The organism is Prosthecobacter sp. GW821-HT29F12 (genome assembly GCF_058803405.1).
Genome location: NZ_CM179517.1, coordinates 5,683,418 through 5,707,097 on the forward strand (window position 1 = coordinate 5,683,418; position 23,680 = coordinate 5,707,097).

At 57.3% G+C, this 23,680-nt stretch carries 14 protein-coding genes; 4 read left to right on the forward strand and 10 right to left on the reverse strand.

The annotated features are described in order from the left end of the window. Positions 1-27 precede the first annotated feature (27 nt). From AC3RLQ_RS23610 to AC3RLQ_RS23640, 7 genes are all read right to left on the reverse strand, one after another. On the reverse strand, positions 28-1,206 hold the full coding sequence (locus AC3RLQ_RS23610) for a 3-keto-disaccharide hydrolase (protein WP_493031114.1): 1,179 nt from the start codon (positions 1,204-1,206) through the stop codon (positions 28-30). A gap of 164 nt (positions 1,207-1,370) precedes the next feature. Beyond that, positions 1,371-2,621, reverse strand: a complete 1,251-nt coding sequence (locus tag AC3RLQ_RS23615) for a response regulator (RefSeq protein WP_493031115.1) — start codon at positions 2,619-2,621, stop codon at positions 1,371-1,373. 14 nt (positions 2,622-2,635) lie between these two features. After that, positions 2,636-5,323 (reverse strand): ATP-binding protein, encoded by a 2,688-nt coding sequence (locus AC3RLQ_RS23620; RefSeq protein WP_493031116.1) that lies wholly within the window; start codon positions 5,321-5,323, stop codon positions 2,636-2,638. Further along, positions 5,316-6,764, reverse strand: coding sequence for a class I SAM-dependent methyltransferase (locus AC3RLQ_RS23625; protein ID WP_422321641.1), 1,449 nt, complete (start codon positions 6,762-6,764; stop codon positions 5,316-5,318). Before AC3RLQ_RS23625 ends, AC3RLQ_RS23620 begins: the two co-directional genes overlap by 8 nt. Before the next feature lie 143 nt (positions 6,765-6,907). Next, positions 6,908-8,167 (reverse strand): OmpP1/FadL family transporter, encoded by a 1,260-nt coding sequence (locus tag AC3RLQ_RS23630; RefSeq protein WP_493031117.1) that lies wholly within the window; start codon positions 8,165-8,167, stop codon positions 6,908-6,910. 17 nt (positions 8,168-8,184) lie between these two features. After that, on the reverse strand, positions 8,185-8,832 hold the full coding sequence (locus AC3RLQ_RS23635) for a response regulator (protein ID WP_422321643.1): 648 nt from the start codon (positions 8,830-8,832) through the stop codon (positions 8,185-8,187). Between the two features lie 26 nt (positions 8,833-8,858). Next, complete coding sequence (locus AC3RLQ_RS23640) at positions 8,859-9,566, reverse strand: hypothetical protein (RefSeq protein WP_493031118.1); 708 nt, start codon at positions 9,564-9,566, stop codon at positions 8,859-8,861. Between the two features lie 213 nt (positions 9,567-9,779). On the opposite strand from AC3RLQ_RS23640, the gene AC3RLQ_RS23645 reads away from it, so the two are divergent. Together AC3RLQ_RS23645 and AC3RLQ_RS23650 are read left to right on the forward strand one after the other, a co-directional pair. Beyond that, the gene (locus tag AC3RLQ_RS23645; protein WP_493031119.1) at positions 9,780-11,588 is read left to right on the forward strand and encodes a response regulator; all 1,809 of its coding nucleotides are present in this window, start codon (positions 9,780-9,782) and stop codon (positions 11,586-11,588) included. Positions 11,589-12,093: 505 nt separating this feature from the next. Then, positions 12,094-16,095, forward strand: coding sequence for a PAS domain S-box protein (locus AC3RLQ_RS23650; RefSeq protein ID WP_493031120.1), 4,002 nt, complete (start codon positions 12,094-12,096; stop codon positions 16,093-16,095). 10 nt (positions 16,096-16,105) lie between these two features. Here AC3RLQ_RS23650 and AC3RLQ_RS23655 read toward each other — a convergent pair whose 3' ends face one another. Continuing rightward, complete coding sequence (locus AC3RLQ_RS23655) at positions 16,106-20,260, reverse strand: PAS domain-containing protein (RefSeq protein WP_493031121.1); 4,155 nt, start codon at positions 20,258-20,260, stop codon at positions 16,106-16,108. A gap of 20 nt (positions 20,261-20,280) precedes the next feature. Then, a complete protein-coding gene (locus AC3RLQ_RS23660) occupies positions 20,281-20,739 on the reverse strand; it encodes a response regulator (protein WP_493031122.1) in 459 nt (152 codons plus the stop codon). A gap of 82 nt (positions 20,740-20,821) precedes the next feature. Between AC3RLQ_RS23660 and AC3RLQ_RS23665 the strand changes: the two genes are divergently transcribed. Further along, the gene (locus AC3RLQ_RS23665) at positions 20,822-22,021 is read left to right on the forward strand and encodes a hybrid sensor histidine kinase/response regulator (protein ID WP_493031123.1); all 1,200 of its coding nucleotides are present in this window, start codon (positions 20,822-20,824) and stop codon (positions 22,019-22,021) included. A 316-nt stretch (positions 22,022-22,337) separates the two neighbouring features. Beyond that, positions 22,338-22,655: a hypothetical protein gene (locus AC3RLQ_RS23670; protein ID WP_493031124.1), complete on the forward strand. Its 318-nt coding sequence runs from the start codon at positions 22,338-22,340 to the stop codon at positions 22,653-22,655. A 208-nt stretch (positions 22,656-22,863) separates the two neighbouring features. Here AC3RLQ_RS23670 and AC3RLQ_RS23675 read toward each other — a convergent pair whose 3' ends face one another. Beyond that, the gene (locus AC3RLQ_RS23675; protein ID WP_493031125.1) at positions 22,864-23,664 is read right to left on the reverse strand and encodes a hypothetical protein; all 801 of its coding nucleotides are present in this window, start codon (positions 23,662-23,664) and stop codon (positions 22,864-22,866) included. Between the last annotated feature and the right edge of the window lie 16 nt (positions 23,665-23,680).

Sequence of the window (23,680 nt, forward strand, 5' to 3'; positions counted from 1 at the left end):
GGGCTTTCCTTGTTGCTGTGCACAAGGCTACTTTTTCTTCGGCTTCGGCTCCCAGTCCTCCACCTTGATGATGGCTTCCAAATCTTTCTTGGCGTCGATGTCTTCCGGCAGGATTTTGAACTTGGTCAGGTAGCGCAGCGCCTTGGTCACCTGCAGAATCTCGTTCTTCTTGGATTCGATTTTGCCCGGGGGCACCTCTTTCATCGCGCTTGCGAAATCCCGCACAGTGGCCATGGCAAACTCACGGGCTTCGGCATTGTCCGCGTAGCAGAGTGACTCAAAGTAGTGCAGCATCTTCTCGATGCCTTCGAGCTTGGCGGCCGATTCGCGGATGTTTTTGGCGATCACCGCGCGCTTGGCCGTGGTGGCGGCTTCGCTCATGTGGCTGGTCTCACCACCCTCGATGGCGCGCTTGGGCAGGGGGCGGTACCAGATGTTGCGATAGCGGACGGGGTTGCCGTGGTCCTGCAGCTTGAGCGGGCCCTTGTCTGGGAAAGGGCGCGGAGAAGAGCGCTTCATGTGACCGCCACCGCCTTCGAGAGGCGTGTGGTCCTGGGTGAGCACGCCGTTTACGAAAACGGTGATGTAGCCGGGATCGAGTTCCTTGCCGTCTTTGAAGATCGGGCGGCGGAAGACGATGTCGTAGGTCTGCCATTCACCGGGTGCACGCAGTGGGTTCACCATCGGCGGGTTGATGCCGTAGATGGATGAAGCCATGCCATCGGGATAGCTGGGGTTGTTGTAATTGTCCAGCACCTGCACTTCGACTTGGCCCATGAGGAAGACGCCGCTGTTGCCACGGCCCTGGCTGTTGCCCTCGACCTTGGAAGGAGCGCTCCATTCAATGTGGAGCTGGCAGTCGGAGAATTCTTCCTTGGTGCGCACGTAGCCGCTGCCCGGCACGCATTGCAGAACACCGTCTTTGACTTCCCACTTGGTGGGCTCCGCAGGCGTTTTGTCCGCCTGCCATTTTTCGATCTCCTCCGGCTTCCCGCCGAAGAGGATGACCGCGTCCGAAGGCGGGGTGCCCGGCTTTTCCTGAGAGCTGAACGTGCCCGGCTCCACGCGCACGGGCTGCGGACGGTTCATGTCATGAATGGCCCACGGATGCGTCGCGTCCGGCGGATCGCCGTAGAACGCGCCATCAGCGAGCGCAGCGGTGGTGAGCAGAGACAGTGCGAGAGTGTGAAGCGTGGGTCGGTTCATGGTGGTGGAAAGAGGTAGATGGGAAGACGCTTGGAGCAATGAGGATTCATACACTCACAGCAGCCAAATCTCGCGGTCGCGGGCGGCACTCCAGGCATTTGAATGGCAAAAAATATGCCATTCCACCAGTGCGGCGGAATGGCATATCGTGCTTTTTAGAGGGGTCAGCCGTTCGGCAGCAGACGCTCCCAGAGGATGTCGTTCATGAGGACGTTTGTGATGAATTCGCGGCTGCTGTCAACGGCGGCCACCGGGGTCGGAGCCACGGCAGGCACGACGATGTCGAGGATGAGGCCCTTGGCAGTGCGCTGGGATGTGATGCGGCCACCGAGATGGTAGGCGAGGAAGAACGCGCCCATGAGGGTGAGGCCGGGGCCATCCGTGGTGACGTCATCGTGAGTGAAGAAGGGATCAAACACGGAGCGCAGCACATCGCTGGCGAGCCCAGGACCGGTGTCAGTGAGGGTGAGATGCAGCGCTCCGGCGTCGGCGGCCTCGGCCGCTGTTTTGGCAGAGAGGGTGACCTGTGTGCCGGAGGAAAGCAGCGCCAGCTCTGTCTGAAGCAGCAGGTGCAGCATTTTTTCAAACGCAGGGCGGCTGGCCTGAAGGGCTGGGAGAGCTCCTGCAGCTTCAAATTTCAGCTCGATACCCTTGGCGGTGAAGGCGGCACGCTGCTGGTCAATCAATGCTTGAATGACATTGGCCGCATCCATCTTGTGCTCGGCACCGGAGGCGGACTGCAGTTCACCGAGGAGATCGGCGATGCGGGCGGCCTGGCGCACCACATGCGCGTGGAAGTCACGCCAGAAGGTGGCCTGACGCAGGCGGTCGAGGTCAAAGTTCTGCTGGCCGAGTCTTCCGGGCGTGATGTCCAGGAAGGCATGCACGGCGCGCAGAGGCTGGTTCAGCTTCTGGTTCAGCCCGGCAGCCACGACCCCCAGCCCCATGACGCGGTCGGTGATGAGCAGGTTCTGCAGCACGGAGAGCTTTTCCTGCAGCAGTCCATCGCGCTCCTGCTGAAGGATGTAGAACTCCATGGCGCGGTGCAGGGTGTTGCGCACATCGTCCATCTGGATGGGCTTGGAGATGTAGCGGAAGATGCTGCCGAGGTTGACCGCGTCCACCGTGACGTCGTAGTCGGCGTAGGCCGTGACCATCATGCGCACGAGGCGGGGGCGGAGCTGGCGGGCGCGCTCAAGCAGCTGCACCCCTTTTTCCCCGGGCATGCGCTGGTCGGACAGCAGCACGCCGATGTCCTCACCATGCTGCTCGATGAGTTTGAGCCCCTCGGCCGCGCTGATGGCTGTGAGGATGCGGAATTCGTCTCCGAATGTCTTTTCGAAGTACTTCAACGCCTTCTCTTCATCATCGACATAGAGAACGGCATAGCGTTTGAGGTCGTATTGGTTTTGCATATGGGGAAGTCCTTCTAGGTGTCGGCGTGGTTGTTGTTGGGGCTGTCGGTAGAGGGTAGCTCGAGAATGAACTCGGTAAACTGGCCGGGCTGGCTGCGTACTTCAATGCGTCCGCCATGGTCGGCAATGATGCGGTTGCAAATGGAAAGTCCAAGCCCCATGCCCTGTCCCACGTCTTTGGTGGTGAAGAAGGGGTCAAAGATCTTGTCCCGGATCTCCTGTGGAATGCCGGGCCCGTTGTCCTTGATGGAGAGGATGGTTCTGTTGCCGCGGGCGAATGCGGAAAGCTTGATGCAGGCGGACTCTCCCTCCGGGTATTCCTTGGTCGCCATGGCATCCAGGGCGTTTTGGATGAAATTGATGAGCACCTGCACGAACTGGTTGCTATCGCCGCGGATTTCAAGCTCCTCGGGAATGTCCACCTCACGCTGGATGCCGTCTTTCCAGACGTGAGCAAAGAAGCGCATGCAGGTGTTCACCACGTTCTTCAAGTCAAAGGCGTGATTGAGCTGGTTGGTCGTGCGGGTGAAACCACGCAGGTCGGAGATGATCTGGATGACGCGGTTCACGCCTTCCTCCACATCTTTGACGGTGTCGGCAAAGTCAGCGCGTTCTTCCTCGGGCAGGGATTTGGTGGCACGACTGATGATGCCCAGGCCTTGACGTGCGTAGTTGAGCGGATTGTTGATCTCGTGGATCAAGCCGGCGCTGAGGCGGCCGAGGGAGGCGAGCTTCTCATTTTGCACGAGCATGGATTCGGTCTCCTTGATCTGCTCCAGCGCATTTTCGAGCTGTTGCTTTTGCACCACGAGCTCCTTCTGGAACAGGCGCGAATCGACGAGATTTTTCAAACGCACCATGATCTCCGTGAGCGAGAACGGTTTGGCCAGAAAGTCACTGGCACCGGCGTCGAGGCATGCGAGCTTGGTTTTCTCATCCGCACGTGCGGTGAGCAGCACCACGGGGATGGAGCGTGTGATGCTGCGCTCCCGCAGCTCACGGCAGACCTGCAGGCCATCTTTTTCCGGCATCATCATGTCTGAGAGGATGATGTCCGGGAGGAACTGCGCGGCCTTTTCCACGGCCTGCTGCCCGTCCACGGCCTCCAGAATCTCGAAGGTGCCGCTGAGCTGGCTCTTGAGAAAGCGCAGCATGTCGGGTTCGTCGTCGGCGATGAGCAGCTTGGGTTTGCGGCTGCGACCCACGCCGGTTTCCACCGGACGCAGGGTGGCTTGCAGCGAAGTCATGGCCGGGAAGAGTTCGGCGCGGCGGTAGAGTTCGGCGATCCAGTCCTTGTTCTTGGGAGCGTCGGCGTCTCCTTCCTCGATCGTTTCATCCGACTCATCATCTTCTGTGGCGGTCGGTTCGCCTTGGAGGAGAGGAATGTTCACCGTCATGGTGGTGCCTTTGCCGACTTCACTGGTGGCCACGACATTGCCGCCCTGCGCTTCCGCGAGTTCTTTAACGAGGGCGAGGCCGATGCCCATGCCCTGGAATTTGCGCTGGGATGAAGTGTCCGCCTGCCAGAAGCGATTGAAGATATGCGGCAGCTGATCCGCGGGAATGCCCATGCCGGAGTCACGCACTTCAATGGCCAGCCAGCCATCTGTCTTGAGGGCGCTGAAGTTGACGTGACCATTTGCGGCGGTGAATTTCAGAGCATTGAAGAGCAGATTGAGGCAGATGCGTTCCAGCTTCTCCGGATCGGCGAGCACGGTGCCGAGATCTTCATCCACATGGGAATGCAGATGGATGCGCTTGTCTTTCGCGACGCTGCCGACGGCGTTGGCGAGACCGCTGATAAAATCGTTCACATTCACGCGCTTGGTGTTGACCTGAGCGCGGCCGGATTCGAGACGCACGAGATCCAGCAGATCATTGATGAGCTTGAGCAGGCGCATGGAGTTGCCATGCATGGTGGCCATCAGGTCTCGCTCTTCCTGAGGACGGGTGGATTCAGCGCTCTGGATCAGGCTTTCCAGCGGAGCAATAAGCAGGGTCAGCGGCGTGCGAAGTTCATGGCTGATGTTGGCGAAGAAGCGGCTTTTGGCCTCGTCGAGCTCACGCAGTTTCTGGTTGCTGGCCTCAAGCTCGGCGCGGTTGAGGTCCAGATCGTGACGCAGCTTGAACTCGGAGAAGCGGATGGTGTTGTAAAACCAGGTGCCGGCGGTGGTGAAGACCCCGGTGACGAACAGGAAGTACAAGTTGTTGAAGAAGATGCTGCGATTGACGATCGGGCCATGGAAATAACACGCCAGGAGATAGGACGTCACCGTGAGGACCACCACCAGGATGCTGTCCTGCAGTGTCCAGCGCATGAGAATAGCGGCTCCGAGCATCACCAGATTCAGCCCGGCATAGTAGGGTGATTCAGCCCCCCCCTTGGCGTAGATCATCCATGCAATCCCGACAATGAGAGGCATGGCCATGAGCAGGCCGAGAAGGCGGTGCATGCGTTTGCCCCAGGCGGTGGTCAAAGCCAGCCAGACGAGAACGCTGACCACGGCGGAAAGAACACGTGCGGGGAAAAAGCGCTTCACGCCTTCCTCCTGAAACACCACCCAGTCCAAAGAACTCCCGGCCAGCATGAACACGACGGCGAGGATGCCGCAGAGCTGATAGTTGCGGACTCGGATGTCCTGCTCGTAGGCCTGAAAGTTTCCCTTCAGGCCACCAGCTAAAACTGGAGAAGCATCAGGCATCGAGAGGTTTGCGTACTTCGAGGAAGATATTCACGCCCGTGGCGTCTGGTTTCACCACAAAAGACCCCGGGGGCGCACGATCAGGCGCCAGTTTGAGAAACTGTTCTTCGTCACGGTACACGAGATGCCATTCGGCCAGATACTCCATCCAGTTCCGCCAAGGATTGCTGGGGTGCACATTGGTGGCGATCAGCAATCCGCCGGGTGCGAGCAGATCATAGAAGATTTCCAGAAGACGCCGGCAGATGCGGTCGGAGAGGTAGTCGAACAAACCGGCGCAATAAACCATGTCATACGTGCCTGACTGGGCCGCCGCACGTCCGGACTCTTTCAAAACTTGGTGCACGGATTTTTTCTCGAAGCGCAGACCGGTGCGGCGACGATGTCGGTTGCGCAGATCTTCCAGAGACCGCGTCGTGTGCATGATGGTCTCATCATTGAAGTCCAGCAGCAGCAGGTCTGCCGAGTCGGAGATGGGCTCATGGGTGAGGAAGTTTTGAATCTCCTGGGCCGGGCCGCAACCCAGGTTGTAGATGCGTGCCACGCGGTTCTGGGCGGCTGCACGTGCTGTTTCAGCCTTGAGCTGCTCCACCAGGTAAACGATGCGGTTGCGGTGGGCGATCACCGGCGGGATGTCCAGATAGAGCTTGTTAAGCAGCTTCGCAAAAATCGAGCTGCCTTCATAAGGATCACGCAGCATCATGCTGACCATCTCATAGTCACCGGCATAGCCCAGCGGCTTGTGATAGGTGCGGTAAACAAACGGTGCGCACAGCACCAGCGGGTGAAGCTGGCGCTTGATGTAGCTGCGATGCACCGGCTGCTGCTCCAGCGGAATGATGGCGGCGGATTCCTCAAACCGCTTCATCAGCGGATACACCGTGGGAACGATGGGCTCCTCCATCTGCAGGAGGACTTCACGCTCAGCCTGAATTCGATCTCCGGTGGGCAGCGAGCGTACGCCGAGCTCCACCTGCTCCATCCAGCGGCGCAGGTCGGAAAGCATGGTATGCATATCGGCCACCACGATTTTGAAATCGGGCATGACGCGATAGCTTTTTTCCGTCTCCCGCAAGAACTCGGCAAACTCGGTCAGCAGGCGGCCCTTGTTCTGCGAGGGGGAGAGGATGTCGATGTCGATCCAGCCTTCATCTGAAAGCGAAGCCTCGCAGATGAGCATGATGCCGGTGTTCACCAAGTTGGCAATGGTGGCCCTGCCGGTGTAGACCACGCGGTCATTCATCATGATCCGGAAGTCATTCAGGACTTCAGAGAGCTGAACAATGCTGTAGGGATTGTAAACTTCAAACACACCCAGATAGCGTGTGAGCCGGTGAAGCGTGCCGCGCACTTCAGCCCCCTGGCTGTTGCGGCAGATGATGAAACTGAGCCGCTCCCCTGAGGAAGCGAGATTGGGAAGTGCGTTGTCGTTGTTCTCCATGTTACGAATCCTCTGCTAAAGCGGTTTGCTCGCTGATGACAACACAAGCCTTTTGGAAAAAGTTCGCCGCGTGTTCTGGCATGGCCCAGCGAGGGTGCCGGAGACGTACGAGGAGAATAAACATGGTGTCATTATATTTGAAATTAAAACCTCTGCGTGAAGCTCACCGCCAGCACCTGCCACTGATGCTTGTAGGTGCCGTCATACTGGTTGGGCGGATTGGAAGCGGCCCCGCTGATGACACGGGCAGGATAGTAAACGCAGGAGTAGGTGAGATCCACGCCCCGAGTTTTGCCCCGCCAGCCCACGCCCAGGCTGAAGACATGCCTGTCGTTGCCAGGGATCAGCGGTGTGTAGCTGTTCTGCGGCTGGGAATTTTCTGAATAGAGATAACCGCCGCGCACCGCCCAGTGTTCATTCAGCTGATAGGACATCCCTGTGCCAAAATCGAGCGAGTTTCTCCACCCAAAGACGGTGCTGGTCGACCCGCCGAGCAAAGCCTGGTTGTTGCCGATCAAGAGGGGGAGATCATCATGGGAGGAATTCTGCGCCCATTTGAAGTCAAAACCCACGGTGAAGCGGTCTGTCACGTCAAATCCATAGCCGACGGAGATGGAGGCAGGAAAGGTCATGTCGGATTTGAAGCTGCTTGATTCGCTGAAGGTGCCAATCAGCGCCGGCGGGATGTTGCTGGCTTTGAAGTCACCACTGAGATTGACCTTCACCGGCAGCCGCCCAATCACTGCAATGCGATGTCTTTTGGCAATGGTCCAGTTGATGCCTGCATAGGCGCCCAGGCCCCACCCCTGGCCGTGAATCTTGATGTCTCCCTCCGCCGAACCTGGTATAATGTTGTTCCAGGAGTAGAACTGCTTCATCGTCAGATCGGCATACAAGATGTCGAGCCCGACGGCAAAGCCGAGATCATCTGTGATCTTCACCGCGAGAGCCGGGGTGATGTCCACCGTCAGCAGATTGGCCTCGTAGGGCAACGCATAGCGCAGGCCGCCGCCCATGCCTCTGGGGTAGTAGGCGGCAAGGCCATATGGGGTGCTGACACCGAGTCCAAAGGACAGCCTGCCGGGCAGCAACGGCTGCACATAGTACATGCTCGCGGGAAACACCCATGGCCGGTTGATCCGTACGTTCTGGCCACCGTTCTGCTCAAAGCGAATGTCTGAATGCCACATGGCCGTGTTGATCAGCAGCTCGCTTTTCTCAATCTTCAGGATGTTGGCCGGAGCGACACGCACAGCGGAGGCGTCGCTCAGATTGGCATATCTGCCACCCACGATGCTCAACGCCTGGGCGGAGTCAGGTATCACGGAGAATGTTTCGGATGCCTGCACCGCCGCTGAGGTCAAACCCAGGGCAAGAATGAAAGAAACGACGCGGTTATTCATGGTTGGGTTGGGCTGAGTTAAGCCAGTCCGTTGGACTGGCAGTATCTGAGAATTTCGACGGTCCCTTTCAGCCCGGTCTTGCGACACAGGTTGTGCTTGTGCACTGCGACGGTTCGCGGGCTGAGAGACAGATCCAGCGCCACCTGCTTGAGGCTTTTGCCGCGTGCCAGCTGCATGAGGACTTCCAGCTCACGATTGGAAAGCTTCTCATGCACCTGCCCTGAGGAACCTTTGCGGATGGAGCGGTCTGCAAACTTTTGCGCCAGTTCTCTGGAAATGTAACTGCGCCCTTCCAAAGTGCAGCGAATTGCATCAAACAACTCATGCGGAGGGGCGTCCTTGGTCACATAGGACCGCGCCCCGAGCTGCATGGTGCGCGAGACAAACGTTTCCTCCTGATGCATCGAAACAGCGATGATTCTGGGAGGGGTGGGCAGGGTGCGCAGCTCCGTAGTCAGTTCCATTCCAGACCGGTCCCCGAGCTCGATGTCGACAAGGGCGATTTCATAATTGTGGAGGCGGGCTTCAACCATCGCCTCCGCACAAGTGCCTGTGGAGACGACGGTGGCCTGGGGAAACTCCCCCTTAAGCATGCTCGTGAAAGCTTCACGAACCAGCGCATGATCATCGACAACCAGAATGCGGAAAGGCGGGGGAGATTGCATGAAAGTGTTCAATGCGGTGAAGAGGTTTATGCTGCGGACTGCTGGGGTGATGGAAGTGCCATGAGGCAGACCCGCGAACTGCCTCCCGGTCCGGCGCCCATGACCTGCATGCGGGAACCCAGCAGAGCACACCGGGCTTCGATGACGGCCAGTTCTGATCCGGCCATGGTCTCCTTCCAGATGCTGTCGCCACCATCGTGATCGATGGTGATTTCCAGTTTCTCGGCAGACGCCCGGCAGGTCACCTCCACCCATGAGGTGTTGGCAAAACGCACGCAATGTTTTAACAGCGCCTGCATGATTCGAAACAGATTGAGCCGGCTGGCGAGATCGAATGACGGCTCATCACCGCTGATGTGGAGAACCAGAGAGCCGGCAAAATTTTCGCCAACATTGCGCACCAGCTGCTGCAGCGCGACATGCAGCCCGAAGGCCTTCAAAACTGGAGGAAACTGCTTTTCCGTCATGTCCCGAACCAGTTGCAACGTCTGTCGCAGGGTAGAATCCAGGCTGCCGAGCAATTTGCCGACGCTCGCCGCGTCTCCACCGTTCGCCAGTTCGTGTCGCATCATTTCACCCAGCGAGGCGCAGGCCACCAGACCTCCAGCCATGTCTTTGTGCAACAAATGTGCGAGATCGACGCGCTGAGCATCTTCTTCCTTTAACAGACTGCTCAGCGCCTGTAGCAGCATTGCGGCTGAGTTATTTTCCATTTCGAGGGCGATGGGATGCATGTGAAGGGCTAAATAATTTAAATCATTATGTCGCTGCATTTAGGAGAACCACATTCCGAGGGGCTTAGCACCTAAATGTTGATTTAATATTTAGGTCTCGCCTAAATCTGCATTGCGCCGTCTTTTTTGAAAGAATTCTTGTGAATCTGGAATTTAGTTTAAATAAACCTATTTTTATTAATTTTATAAAAACCCAAGACTAATATTCTGCACATGTATCTAAATACCATTCAGCACAACCTCAGTGCCTGTAGTCGGATTCTGATGGTGACCGAAGAGCGGTCTTTGCAGGAAGATCTGCATATTTCCCATGCACTGCAGAACATGAGCCATAGTGGCAGTTCCTCTGCTTCACTGGGTACGGAGCATGGCAGCAATAAAGCTAGATCTGCGGCCTCCGCTCCTGAGCTGGTTTGCACTGCGAATGAGAAAGAGGCGTTAGCGTTGGTGGAAGCAGCGGCTCAAAGTCACAAGCCGTTTTCCCTAGTTATTATGGATGGCCGCCTTTTTTATGGGAAAGACTATCGGTATATCATCAATCGCTTATGGCAGACACAGCGTGATTTGCATGTGGTGCTGCATGCTGTTTCCCAGTTGGAATCATTCGAACAAATCCCGATCGACTTAGGGTCCAATCCTCATCTGCTAGTTTTCAAATTTAGGCTGGTCCCCTTCGAGATAACCCAGCTCATTCGCACACTCTCTGTCAGGCATAGTGCTGAGAATCAAACCTCACACCGCAATCTGAGCCTGAATGCCCAGCTGCTGGAGGTGACCTCACGTTTTGAAGACGTCAGCAACCGGCTCCGGCTTGAGCAGGACCATCGCAGGCAGTTGGAGGACCAGTTGTGCCGGAACCAGCGGCTGGAAACCGTGGGGCGTTTCGCAGATGCGATGGCACACTTTTTTAACAATTACCTGACTGTGATCCAGGGCCATGTGGAAGTCGCCCAGCTAAATCAGGATGGCACCGGCTCAAGCACGCTGCCGACCTCCACGCTGAAAGAACTCATCCTCGCCACGCAGCGTGCTGCGGGCGTTACCTCACAGTTTGTGTCCTTCAACAGGCGCGAATACATGCAGCCAGCTCCGCTGCATCTCGGGCAGATCATCGATGGACAGGCCTCCATGCTGCAGAAAGCCATGGGTGAGCAGATTGCCATCCAGATCAGCCACAGCCCCGATCTGCCTAGTGTCATGGCAGATCAGGCCGCCATGGAGCAGATCATTTTCAATCTCATCATCCATGCACGTGATTCCATGCCGATGGGAGGCAGATTAATGATTCAAACCAGGCCGCTGTTCATCCCAGACGCTGCAACCGCCTGCCAGATGCATGCAGAGGCAAAACCAGGAGAATATGTGGTCATGACGATTTCTGACACAGGCAAGGGCATGAGTCCTGCCGAGCTGGCAGGTCTGTTTGACTCGTCCAAACTTTCATCAGATCAAGAAGGCGGAGCGGACATCGCGTTGATCCTGGTGCAGGGATTGGTGCGCATGCAAGGCGGCTGGGTCGACGGCCGGAGTGTCCTGGAAGTCGGTACGGAGTTTTCCATTTGCCTTCCTGTCGCCAACGGAACGGTGCCAACACCTCCCACGCCGGAGAAGAAACTCCTGAGCACCACCACCGGGGACGAAGCATCCACCATTTTGATCGTTGATGATGAAGACTCCGTGCGGCAAGTGATGGAATATGTGCTCACCAGCCAAGGGCACAAGGTGCTCACTGCCGCAGATGCCAATGAAGCCTGGGCCATCTGGCGTGAGAAGTCGGCCGTCATCAAACTCGCGCTTATCGACGTCAAGCTGCCCGGTGGGGTCAGCGGTTTCGATTTGGAGAAAGCTCTGGCAGCGGAAGATCCCACACTCCCGGTCATTTTCACCTGCGGCTACTCTCCGACCACGCTGAGCAACGCAAAAGAGCTGAAGGCAGGCGAAAATTTTCTGCCAAAACCCTTCGGAATGGTGGAGCTGCTCAACATCGTGGGCCAGGCCCTCCTGCAGCCGGCAAGGTTGTAAAGAACGCGGGGAATCATGGATTCCCGCCTGCGGACGACCCGAGACGGCACCGAGATCCAAACGACGAAAGCTTCAGTCTTTGCCACGCGGGGTCTCTTTTTGGCCATGCTCGGGAGGCCTGTCACTGCGCAAAAAACTGGTAGTGAGATCAATAAAGGTCTCCGGGACCTGCGAATAAGGAAGCTGGCAACTCCTCCAGCATGCATAGTGGGAATGGAATTTTCCTCAAATTCTCTGCGCTGAATGATTTGGCGTGCACAGAATCTTGACCGCACCCGTCAATGACCGAAGGAAGAGCATGGCTCACTCCATATTTTATTGTCTTTCTGTTGCTTGCAGAGGCAAATCCATTCCAAGGCCGCACACCTCCTGGCCGTTGTGTTCCCATCATGTGTCTCTTTGCGCGTAGACTTCTCTGGCGTAGGAAATGCTCACGTATTATCTGCCCAGAACTGAAAATGAAATTGCGTCCTGTGGAGGTGGTAGCTTTGCAAGCCCTGCATCCATGAAGTCTGGCGCGTCAGATTTTGCGCTGAATACGCAGGAGCAGCCTCTCGAATGCAGTCTGGTCATCTTGGTGGACAGTCTTGGAATCGTTCATGCGGTGAACGGCGGGAGGATTCGTTTTGCGGAGATTTTTGGCCAGGATCTGCGTCTGCCGGAAAGCGGCAGCAGTTGTTTTGATTTCTTTGCCACCGAATGTGAAACCCGTTTTGAAGGGGGGGCTCGATGGGCAAAGACTCTCAAGGAGGTGCTGGATCAGCAATCGGCGGGCGCGCGGATCGAATCATGTCTTTCAGGCTCGACCGCAAGGTGTTGGATTGAAATCACGATCATTCCGCTGCCGGTTGGCGACAGCTCTGGTGCGCTGATCACCTGCATAGACATCACCTCACGGAAACAGGCGGAACTCGAACTGCGCCATCGGGAAGCGCAAGGAAGGGCTATTGTTGATCTCGAGCCCGAGTGCGTGACGATCGTCGACAGCGAAGGGCGGTTGCAGGACATGAACCCTGCGGGCCTGAAAATCATCGAAACAGGGTCTCTGGCAGAGGTCAAGGGGGGGCTGATCGTAGACCTGGTACATCCGGATGACCGGGAGAAACTTCAGCAGCATCACCGCCAGGTAATTGAGGGCGAATCAGGGCAGCAGATTTTTCGCGTTATTGGCCGCCAAGGCAGGCTGTCCTGGATCGAAATGCACTCGGTTCCCTTGCGTGATGCCGAAGACCACATGATTTCGATGCTCAGTGTGGCCCGGGATATTTCCGAAAGGAAACAAGTTGAAGAGCGGCTGCGGCAAAGTGAGGCCACCATGGCAACCGCCCAGGGCATCTCACATTTCGGCAGCTGGGAGCTTGATTTGACGGTTTTGGACGGGACCGGCAAAAACTCCCTGCGCTGGTCAGACGAAGTTTATCGCATCTTTGGTTATGAAGTGGGGGGGACCGAAACCACGAATGAGATTTTCTTCAGTGCGGTTCATCCTGATGACCGCGAAATGATCCGGCGGGCGGTCAGCGAGGCCATCCGCAGCCATGGACGCTATTCGATCGACCACCGGATCATTCTGCCAAACGGCGAAGTCCGGCACATCCACGAAGACGCCCAGATTTTTCTCGATGAGCGGACCGGCCAGCCCTTGCGAATGGTGGGCACGGCGCATGACATTACGGAGCGCAAGCTGGCCGAGGAGGCGTTTAAAACCAGTGAACTGCGCTTCAGGCATGCTTTCACGAATGCCAGCGTGGGGTTTGCGATCACGGACATGGGAGGAGTCGTCCTCCATATCAACAAGCACTACTGTCAAATCATAGGTTATGCGGAAAACGAAATGATCGGCAGATCTTTTGCCTCTGTGACGCACCCGGATGATGTGACACGCAAGCAGATGCTGAACCAGAGGTTGATAGCTGGAGAGATCAACGACTTCGTCGTTGAGAAACGCTATCTCTGCAAGAACGGCGAGGTGGCCTGGGTGGAAAACAGTGTGTCCGCCATCCGGGATGAAGCCGGGGTGGCTCTGCACATGGTGGTCCTTTGCAAAGACATCACGGAATCACGCCGCAACCAGGAACAGCTGAGATTGCTTGAAGCCTGCGTGGCTCATCTCAATGACATTGTGCTCATCACCGAGCCTGAGCCCCTGGATGAACCCGGCCCGCGCATTGTTTTTGTGAATGATGCGTTCACCAGGCAGACCGGCTACACTCGGGAAGAGGCATTGGGGCGAAGCCCGCGCTTCCTCCAAGGACCGGCAACCGACCGGCTGGCACTGGGCCGAATGCATGAGGCCCTGGCCCAAGGGCTGCCATGCAAGGAGGAACTGATCAATTACAAGAAGGACGGGTCTGTTTTCTGGGTAGAGATTGATGTCGTGCCGATCACCGATCTCAACGGCCAGACGAGTCACTTTGTGGCGGTCCAGCGTGATATCACCGCACGCAAAGAGGCCGCCGACCGGCTGTGGAAGAGCAATCTGCGGTATGAAAGGCAGCATGTCGCTCTGGCCCGGATGATACGTAGCGGCGTGATGCAGGCCGTCCATTTGGAGTCCGCGTTTCGTCTGATCACGGAAGAAATCGCCCACGCCATGGAAGTGGAGCGCGTCAGCATCTGGCGGTATGATCAAAACCGCAGCAGCATCGTCTGTCAGATGCTGTTTGAGGCAGGTGCGCGGCGTCATTCCTCCGGGCTAGAACTGAGTGGAAGAGATTACCCGGCCTATTTCCGAGCCATGGCGCAAAATGAAACCATTGCAGCGGATGATGCGCAGCGTGACCCACGCACTCGTGAGTTCACCGAAAGCTACCTTTCACCGCAGGGTATCACCTCCATGCTGGATGCCCCGCTGCATGTGGGCGGGGTCCTGGCCGGAGTGCTCTGTCAGGAGCATGTCGGTCCGTTGCGGGCCTGGCTGCCGGAGGAGAAAAGTTTTGCGACTTCGATGGCCAACTTCATCTCCCTGGTGCTCGCCCAATGGGAGCGCAGGCAGGTGGAGGACATGCTGCGTCAGCAGGCGTCACTCCTCGACAAGGCAAACGATGCCATTCTGGTGCGTGATCTGGACCACCACATCACCTACTGGAACAAAAGCGCCGAAAGTCTCTATGGATGGACCGCCGAGGAGGCAAGAGGGCGTAAAGTGTCCGAACTGCTCTACATCGATGATTCACAGTTCGAGGAAAAAAACAACAAAGTGCTGACCGATGGAGAATGGGCAGGTGAAATCCTGCAGGTGACCAAGGCGGGTAAAGAGGTGACCGTGGAGGGGCGCTGGACCTTGGTGCGCGATGCCGAGGGCAGGCCCAAGTGCGTGCTGGCCATCAACACCAACATCACCGAGCAAAAACGGCTTGAAGATCAGATTCTTCGTTCCCAGCGCATGGAAAGCATCGGCACCTTGGCGGGTGGAATCGCGCATGATCTCAACAATGTGCTCACTCCGATCATGATGTCGGTGGATCTGCTGAATCTGCGCATCAAGGATGAGGTTTGCAGGGAAACTCTGGAGACGATCGCCTCCAGTGCACGCCGAGGAGCCGACATGCTCAACCAGGTGCTGTCTTTTGCCAGGGGCATGGAAGGGCAGAAGACCCCTTTGAAGATCAGCCGTTTGCTGCACGATCTGGCACGCATCGTCGGAGACACCTTTCCAAAAAATATCCAGCTTCGGCTGCAGGATGAGTTGCTGGAAACCAATGCCGTGTCAGGCGACGCGACGCAGATCCATCAGGTGCTGCTCAATCTGTGTGTCAATGCGCGGGATGCCATGCCTGCCGGCGGTACGCTCACGATCAAGGCGGCACACCTTTTGATCGACGCGCAATACGCCGCCATGAACATCGAGGCGCGTGAAGGGCCGCACATCATGATCAGCGTCGAAGACGATGGAGTGGGCATTGCGCCGGAAATTCTCCCAAAGGTTTTCGATCCCTTTTTCACCACCAAGGAAATGGGCAAGGGCACCGGACTCGGGCTGTCCACTTCGCTGGCCATCATGAAAAGTCATGGCGGCTTCCTCCGTGTTTACAGCGAGCTGGGGCATGGCTCATGCTTTCATGTGTATCTTCCGGCACAGCCGACTCAGGTCATGGAGCAGACGGTTGTCGAAGAGCCGGTGCTGCCTCGTGGCAATCAGGAGCTTGTTCTCCTCGTCGATGACGAGGCGGCCGTGAGGGAAATCACACGGCAGACACTGGAAGCGTACGGCTACCGTGTGCTGCTGGCTGCGGATGGAGTGGAAGCGGTGACCCTCTACTCCAAGCATCAGCACGACATCGCCCTGGTTTTGACCGACATGCGGATGCCGGTCATGGACGGCTCCACCACGATTCAGGTTTTGATGAAGATGAACCCCGAGGTCTGCATCATTGCCGCCAGTGGCATCAATTCCAACAACGGTATTGCCAAGGCCGCAGGCACAGGGGTGCGGCAGTTTCTGCCCAAGCCCTACACTGCCGAAACCATTTTGCGGGCTCTGCACAACGTTCTACACGAGCAGTAAGCCCAAAAGGTCAGGCTGCCTTCCGCATTGTCTGCAGCACGTCGCCGAGTGCTTCCAGCAAGGAGTCGGCATTGTAAGGTTTACGCAGGAAATGCTTCACTCCCAGGCTGTTGACCTGTGCCTGCATTTGGTGGCTGAGCCCGCTGGCGCCGATGATTGGCAGGTCAGGATGAATTTTGAGCAGCGCCTGAATGAGCGTCGGTCCGTCCATGTTGGGCATCATCATGTCGGTGATGAGTGCGGCTGGCTTCTCGGAACTTTTCAGGAAGGTCGCGATGGCGTCAGTCCCGTCGCAGGCTGCGACCACACGGTAACCAAAGGCTTCCAAGGTGTGCTTGGTGGCGGTGAGAATGGCGGATTCATCATCCACGACGAGGATCAGCTCGCCCTGGCCAAGGCAGCGTTTGGTTTCGACTATCTGGATCTCCCTGTGCTCCACGTCCGTTTTGGCCGGCAAATAAATGCGAAACACCGTGCCTTTGCCCATCCGGCTGGTGAGATCGATGAACCCGTGGTGCGATTTGACGATGCCCAGCGTGGTGGCCAGTCCAAGTCCGGTGCCCTTGCCCATTTCCTTGGTGGTGAAGAAGGGATCAAAAATGCGATCCCTCACTTCCAGCGGAATACCTGTGCCCGTGTCCTTCACTTCAAAGACCACATGGGGGCCCGCCTTGGCGTCGGGGTGCATGCTGGCAAACTGCTCATCCACGACCACATTGCTCATGGTGATGTCCAGTTCGCCTCCCCCGGGCATGGCGTCACGGGCATTGACACAGAGATTGAGCAGCACCTGGTGCAGCTGGGTGGGGTCTCCTTCCACGTTCCACGTTTCTTCCGGGCAGGAGATCCGGCATTTGATGAACTTGGGGAAGGTCTCATGGATGAGCTGCTCGATTTCCTGCAGCACATCCTGCGGCCGCAGGCGCATGCTGCGGCCCTCGACGCCACGCGCAAAACTTAGAATCTGCTTCACCATTTCAGCACCGCGATTTGCGCTGTTCTCCATGGCGTTCAGCAGCTCGATGTCGCGCGGTTGCTGCAGTTTCATGCGCAGAATCGTGAGCGACATCAAAATGGGGGTGAGCACATTGTTCAAGTCATGTGCGACGCCGCCGGCGAGCGTCCCGATGCTTTCCAGACGCTGATTGCGCAGGGACTGTGACTCCATGCGACGCTTCTCAGTCACATCGGTCATGAAGCCCTCGGTGTGCCGCATCACGCCGTCTTCGGAAGGGATTCCCTGACCGCGTTCCCAGATCCACTTCACCGCGCCTTCCGCCGTGCGGATGCGGTAGCTCATCTCAAAGCGTTTCCCAGCAGCGACAGCCTCCGTCACCGTCTGACGCACATGTTCCCGGTCTTCCGGATGAATCAGATCACCGAAGAAGACCTCGCCGTTGCCGGCGAATACTTCCGCCTCGTAACCCGTGAGTTCCAAACAGCCTTCACTGATAAACTCCAGTGTCCATTTTTCATCGATCAGAGAACGGTAGGCGGCACCGGGAAGGTTGCCCATCAGCGTCGAAATCATGCGCTCATTTTCGCGGAGGGCTTCGATCGCCTGCTGGCGTTCCTTCTCCCTCTCCACGGTTTCCATGGCGAAGGAAAGGTCATTGGCCAGGGCACTGAGCACGCGGATTTCCTCCTCTTGGAAACAGTCTCGCTCATCGGCGTAGATTAGCAGCACCCCCACAGGGATGTTGCCTGGTTTCAGTGGGAAGGCGGCGCAGGAACGAAAGCCACGTTCCAAGGCCCGCTCGCGAAAGTAGAATGTTTCATCGTGCTCGATGTCATTGGAAATCTCATGCGTGCCGCTCCTGAAGGCGCGTCCAGCCGGTCCGCGGCCCGAGGGATGATCTCCGCGGGTGATGAGAGTCAGTCCATCCAGATAGTTCTGATAGCTGCCGGCGCAGGCAGCCGGCTTCAAGCTTTGGGACTCTTCATCAAAAAAGGCAATCCAGGCCATCTTCATGTTGCCCTTCTCCACCGCGATGCTTACCGCCGATTCATACAGCAGCTGCGGTTCACGAATACGAACGATCGCCTCGTTGATGCTGCTGGACATGGCATGCAGCCGGTTCAGGCGCAGCAGGCGCTGCTCATCCAGCTTGCGCTCATGAATGTCCAGTGCGGACCCGGCCATGCGGTAGGGCTCTCCATGCTTGTCCCACAAGGCCTGGCCACGGGCCTCAAACCAGCGATACCCGCCCGACTTCACCTGAATGCGGTATTCGATGCAGAATTCACTGCGCTGCTCCAGATGGCTCTCCAGCGCAGCGCGTACCAGAGGCAGGTCCGCCGGGTGCATTTTCTGCTCCCAGGCAAAAAACAGACTGGGAAATTCCTCGTGGTTGTAACCGAGCAGTTCACGGAAACGCGCGGAATAATAGACGCCGCCGGTGCGGATGTCCCAGTCCCAGACACCGCCGGTGGAACCCGTGGCCGCCAGCGCATAGCGTTCTTCACTCTGTCGCAGAGCCAGCTCCGCCTGGTGGCGTTCCATTTCCGCCGCCGCACGCACTGCAAAGAGCTGGAACATGGCCTGCAGGCGCTCCCGGTGGTCCAGTGCATGCTCGCTGAACACTGCAATCATTCCGATCACACGCCCGTCCGTGGCATGCAGCGGCATGCCCATGTAGCTGTTTGCACCCAGTTCCTGCAGGATTTGGTCGTCTGGAAAATGCTGCCGCACATTGCTGTCATAATAACAGACTTCGCCACTGGCCACGTTGTAACACGGCGTGCCGATCAAGGAGCAGGTCTTGTTGGGCAGCACCTTGCCGTCCGCACAGAAACCCAGTGTCCGCACCATCCGATCACGCTCCGGCAGGAGCATGGCCACGGTGGCGTATTTGGCTTCCACCGTGCGGGCCACTTGAAGGCAGAGCGACTGGAAAAAAGTCTCGCCACTGCGTGCATCCACACCTTCGGCCATTGCCCGCAGTGCTTCCTCCATTTTTTTCTCCACCGTGATGTCCGAGGCCAGCGAAAGTATCGACTGCAGCTCTCCATCGTCGTTCAACAGGGCAGAATTGTGCCACTCACACACAATCACCCGTCCATCACTGGTGAAATTGCGGTTGATGCAGGTGTTGCGGGATTCTGACCGGTCCAGCAGCCGGCCCAGTGTCGCCTTCACCCGCGGCAGATCTTCAGGATGAACGAAGTTCCAGTCACTGTGATCATTCCCCATGACCTCAGCCTCGCTCCAGCCAAAGATTTTCTCCGCCTGGGGCGACCACCGGCAGATGCGGCTGTCTGTGTCGCACTCCACCAGCGCCAGCGAAGTGTTTTCCAGGTGATAGAGCAGCGTCGCATGGGCCTGCTGCTGCAGTGCCTCCTCCTGCTCGCGTCGTGTGGTGAAATCCCGCAGGTTGCCAATGATCGCGACCGGCTTGCCTTCACTGTCTCTGACGATGGACCGGTTGTCACTGATCCAGCGATAAGCCTCATTTTTGTGCTTGAACCGGTATTCCAGGACAGGTTGAAAATCCCCGTTCAGATCACGTGCCATCAGTTTTTCCAGCCGTTCGCGTTTTGACTGGTAATCCTCGGGGTGGATCCGCGAAAACATGAACCGAAGACCTCCCGCGATGCATTCTTCAATGCTGAAGCCCAGCACCTGTTCCACTGCGGGACTGATGTAATCATAGGTCAGCGAGGGCAGGCTGAGACAGTACACCGGGTCCTTGGAGTTGCCGAGCACAGTCCGGAAACGTTCTTCACTCCGCCGCAGCTCGCTCTCGGCCTGCTTCCGCTTGGAAATATCCCGCACGGTGACGACGAGTCTGTCGTTCCCGAGGATCTCAGCCTTGCGCATGCTTACCTCCACCCAAAACACACGTCCAGAACGTGCGCGTGCCTGCCATTCAAACATCTGCGGACCTTCCTGCATCGCCTTGCGCATCCAGTAGAGCGACTCCTCCAGGGTGTAAGGCGGAGTGTTCACGCTAAGCTCTGCTATGGAGAGCCGCCGCATTTCACTAGGATCGCAGCCATACATTTCACAGGCACGCTGGTTGACTTCCAGAATGGCCCCGGTGACGACGTCGTGGATGAAAACCGCATCATTGAGGCAGTCAAAAACACTGCGAAACCAATCGCCACGCACTTCAATGTCCAGGTCTTCGGTGGCGGTGGCCGTCGTCATGGTGGGAATGATCATGCAGGAGTGGTTTCAATCATTCACAGAGATTTTTCTAGTGTCAATTCCTTCGGTGCATCAGTCTCGGTGACTTCGGTAGAGCAGATTGCAGTGATCGTCTCTGCCAGAATCTTCAGTCCTTGCTCCTTCGAGACGTAGCCATGTACATCGCCACGGCTCAAAACCGGCAGCATGTCGGCGCTGGAATGGCTGCTGAGCACAATGACTTTGATTCCCTGCTCGATGAAATACCCGCATTGCTCCACCAGATCAATGGCTGAGCCGTCTGGCAGTGTCATGTCCACGACCATCACGTCAATAGGGTGCGAATGCAGCACCGGGAGTGCGGCGGCCACGCAGTCCGCCTCCAGCAGTTCATAATTGGGCAGGTATCTGCCCAAGGCAGCACGCACCACATCACGATAGAGGTCGTGATCCTCGACCAGCAGGATCACTCCGGAATTTCCTGAACCATTGGAATGCCAATTTGCCTGCTGCATAAATGCTCTTTAGTTTCTGATTATGACTGGAATCAGCAGTAACATACAGCAAATCTGACACGTGTAGCGGGGAAGCATGATAATGAATAATGATTTAGACTCGCCTAAACTTCGGCAGCATGACTCGCTGAGGCCGAACTTCTCTCTCGTTGAGGGTTCCATAGCGGAGAAAAACGAGTTCCTTGGCCACATGGGGCATGAGCTGCGCAATCCGCTCGCGAACATTATCGCCCAGGCAGAAACACTGCAGGAGGGTGTTTACGGGCCTATGGAGAAAGCGCAGAAAATGGCGGTCACAGCCATTCAGGACAGTGCCAGGCAGTTGGTCCAGCTCATCGCTGACATGGTGGATCTTGGCAAAATCGACGCAGGCGCGTCATCGCTGACCCAGACAGCATGCATGGTGAGTGAAAAGTGCGCTGGCAGCGTGGCCGCCTTGGCGGGATTTTCCCAGTCACGGTCCATTCAGATCATCACCGAAGTAGAACCGCCCAGCCTCGGAGTCCTTGCCGATGGGAACCGGCTTCAGCAGATCATCACCGAACTGCTTTCCGCCGCTGTGTTATCCATGCACACGGGCGGTCAATTGAGGCTCCGCATCATCCATGACGAGGGAGCCTTGCAGCTACAGACACAGGGCAGCGTCGGCCCGCTGCCCTCCGAGCCGGCGCTTATTCTCAACCGCCTGGGAAAAGTCAAACCTATCGGTCTGGCCTTGCTGCAGAAATTGGTGCAATTCCACGGGGGCACTTTTGAGGTGATCGAAACAGCCGACCGGGAAGTCTGCATGACCATTCGTCTGCCACTGAGCCGGTCGTCGGCTGCGGTGCCCGCTCAGGAACAGCCCCTGCCACAGCCTGCGGTCAGCGATGAAGCTCCTCTTCCGGCCTCTTCCCGTCAGCCCATCATTTTGATCGCTGATGATCAGCCTGCTCTCATCGCCGTCACGCGCAACTATCTTGAAAGCGTTGGCTTCCAAGTCATCACAGCCCGGGATGGCAGTGAAGCCATTCAGCAGGCCTGCACGCTGCAGCCCGATCTCATCCTCATGGATGTGCGCATGCCGGTTGTGGATGGCTTGAGCGCCATCCGGCAGATTCGTGCCTCTACAGATCCCAAAACGCGCGACATCGCCATCGTCAGCCTTTCCGGGCATTCGAGTGCCGCGGACAAAGAAAAGTGTCTGGCCGCAGGAGCCACTGCGTACCTGAACAAACCTTTCGGTGTTCGCGAACTGGATCGCATCATCGCCGAGCATATCCGCCCGGATAGTCGCAATTGACCGGTCCGGGGCGCCCATTGAGCGTCAGGCTCCTCCTGATCCTCACTGATTCATGGGCTGTGGTCGCCATGCTCTCATTGCGTGCACCACTGTGATGACCGTGCTCGGCCTCTTCGAAATGCCGTGTGCATTTTTTTTGGATGCTGCGTGAACACCCATTCGATCAAATGGAATCTCTTCATGTCAGTTCCTTCGCGGAGATTTGCGTGTGCGATGAAAAAAGTTGGATGAATCTCGAATACGCGCAGCTGGCCCGCGTCTCATGAACACGCCGTTAGAATGCGGCAACAAATCAAAAAGCAAACCTCCTCTCATCATGAAAAAGCTCTTCACCCTCATTGCTGCTGCCGCCAGTCTTGCTGTTTTCGCTCCTGCCAGTTCGCAGGCCTTTGACGGCCACCACTCCAGCCGCAGCTTCGCGAACAACTGCGGCTCCTGCGGCACTGCGGTGTATCGCGAACGCGTCATCATCGGCCACGATCGTCACGGGCATCCCATCTTTGGCTATCGCGTCGTCAGCCATAACTGTCGCCCTATGGGCCACAGTCATGGCCATGGACATGGCAGCAACGCTGGACCCTCCCGCTGGCCAGGATTTCATTTCAATTTTGGCGGTCATTCCAGCCATCGCTAATCCAAGGTGAAGACACGGCCTGCCGGAGAACGAAAGCTCTCCGGCAGGTCTTTTTTTTTACGGGGATGAAACGTGAGAGCGGTCATGATGGAAGTGCTTCATCACCCTCATGACGATGCTGAATCCAGGGGCGTCATGCCCGGACTTTACTGGAGCGGTTTTCGCTTAGACCAAGGAGCAGAGGCCCCCCCCCCCCGCGATCATCGCGTTATTCCTTGAGCTTCGCATTGGCGACCTCGGCGGGATACAGCGCCTTGAGCTTCGCGAGAGTTTTATCCACCACGTTCAGAGGGGGGTCCGCCTCTGCAGGTTTGCGCGCAGCGAAGGCATCACGCACGCCACCGAGCGCGGCTTTGAGTTCATCCACCAGTTTGCCAGCTTCAGCCTGCTTGGCCGCATCCGTCTTGCCCGGCAGTGCGGAGGCCAGCACCGGGAATGCCTCGGTGACTTCATCAATAGCATCATACTTTTTGTCAGCGGTCCCTTCGTGGAGCTCTTCCGTGTGCTGGTTGATCTCCGCCCACAGTCCCCCGAGGTCCGCAGGAACTTCGACGTTCTTACCGCTGTTGTGACTGCCACAGTCGCACTGCCACTCGGGCTTCTTGCACTCGCTGCACACAGTGGTGTTGAAGTGCAGCCGGAAGGGGATGGACTTGGCTGCTCCAGGTTCACGCAACTGCATGATGACGTAGTAATCGTCCCCTGCAGGCGCGGTCTCGGTCACGAGTGTCTCGCCTTTAGCTTCTAAGCTGAGTTTCTTCGCCGCGCTGCGGTCACCCGCAGTGACGACGAGCTTGCGCTCACCAATCGCGATGGGTTTGCGATCCTTGTCCAGAAAGGTGATTTCAAAGCGACGATCCGCGCTGACGTTGAATTCCGCATTCGGCGTGCTCACGGAATCAATCGCCAGGATGCGACCGCCGCTTGGGCTGAAGATGAAGCGCCCGTGCGCATGCAGGCTGCCGCAAAGTGCGAGCAGCATGGCGAGGTGAGGCAAAGTCTTTTTCATGAAGATGATCATATCA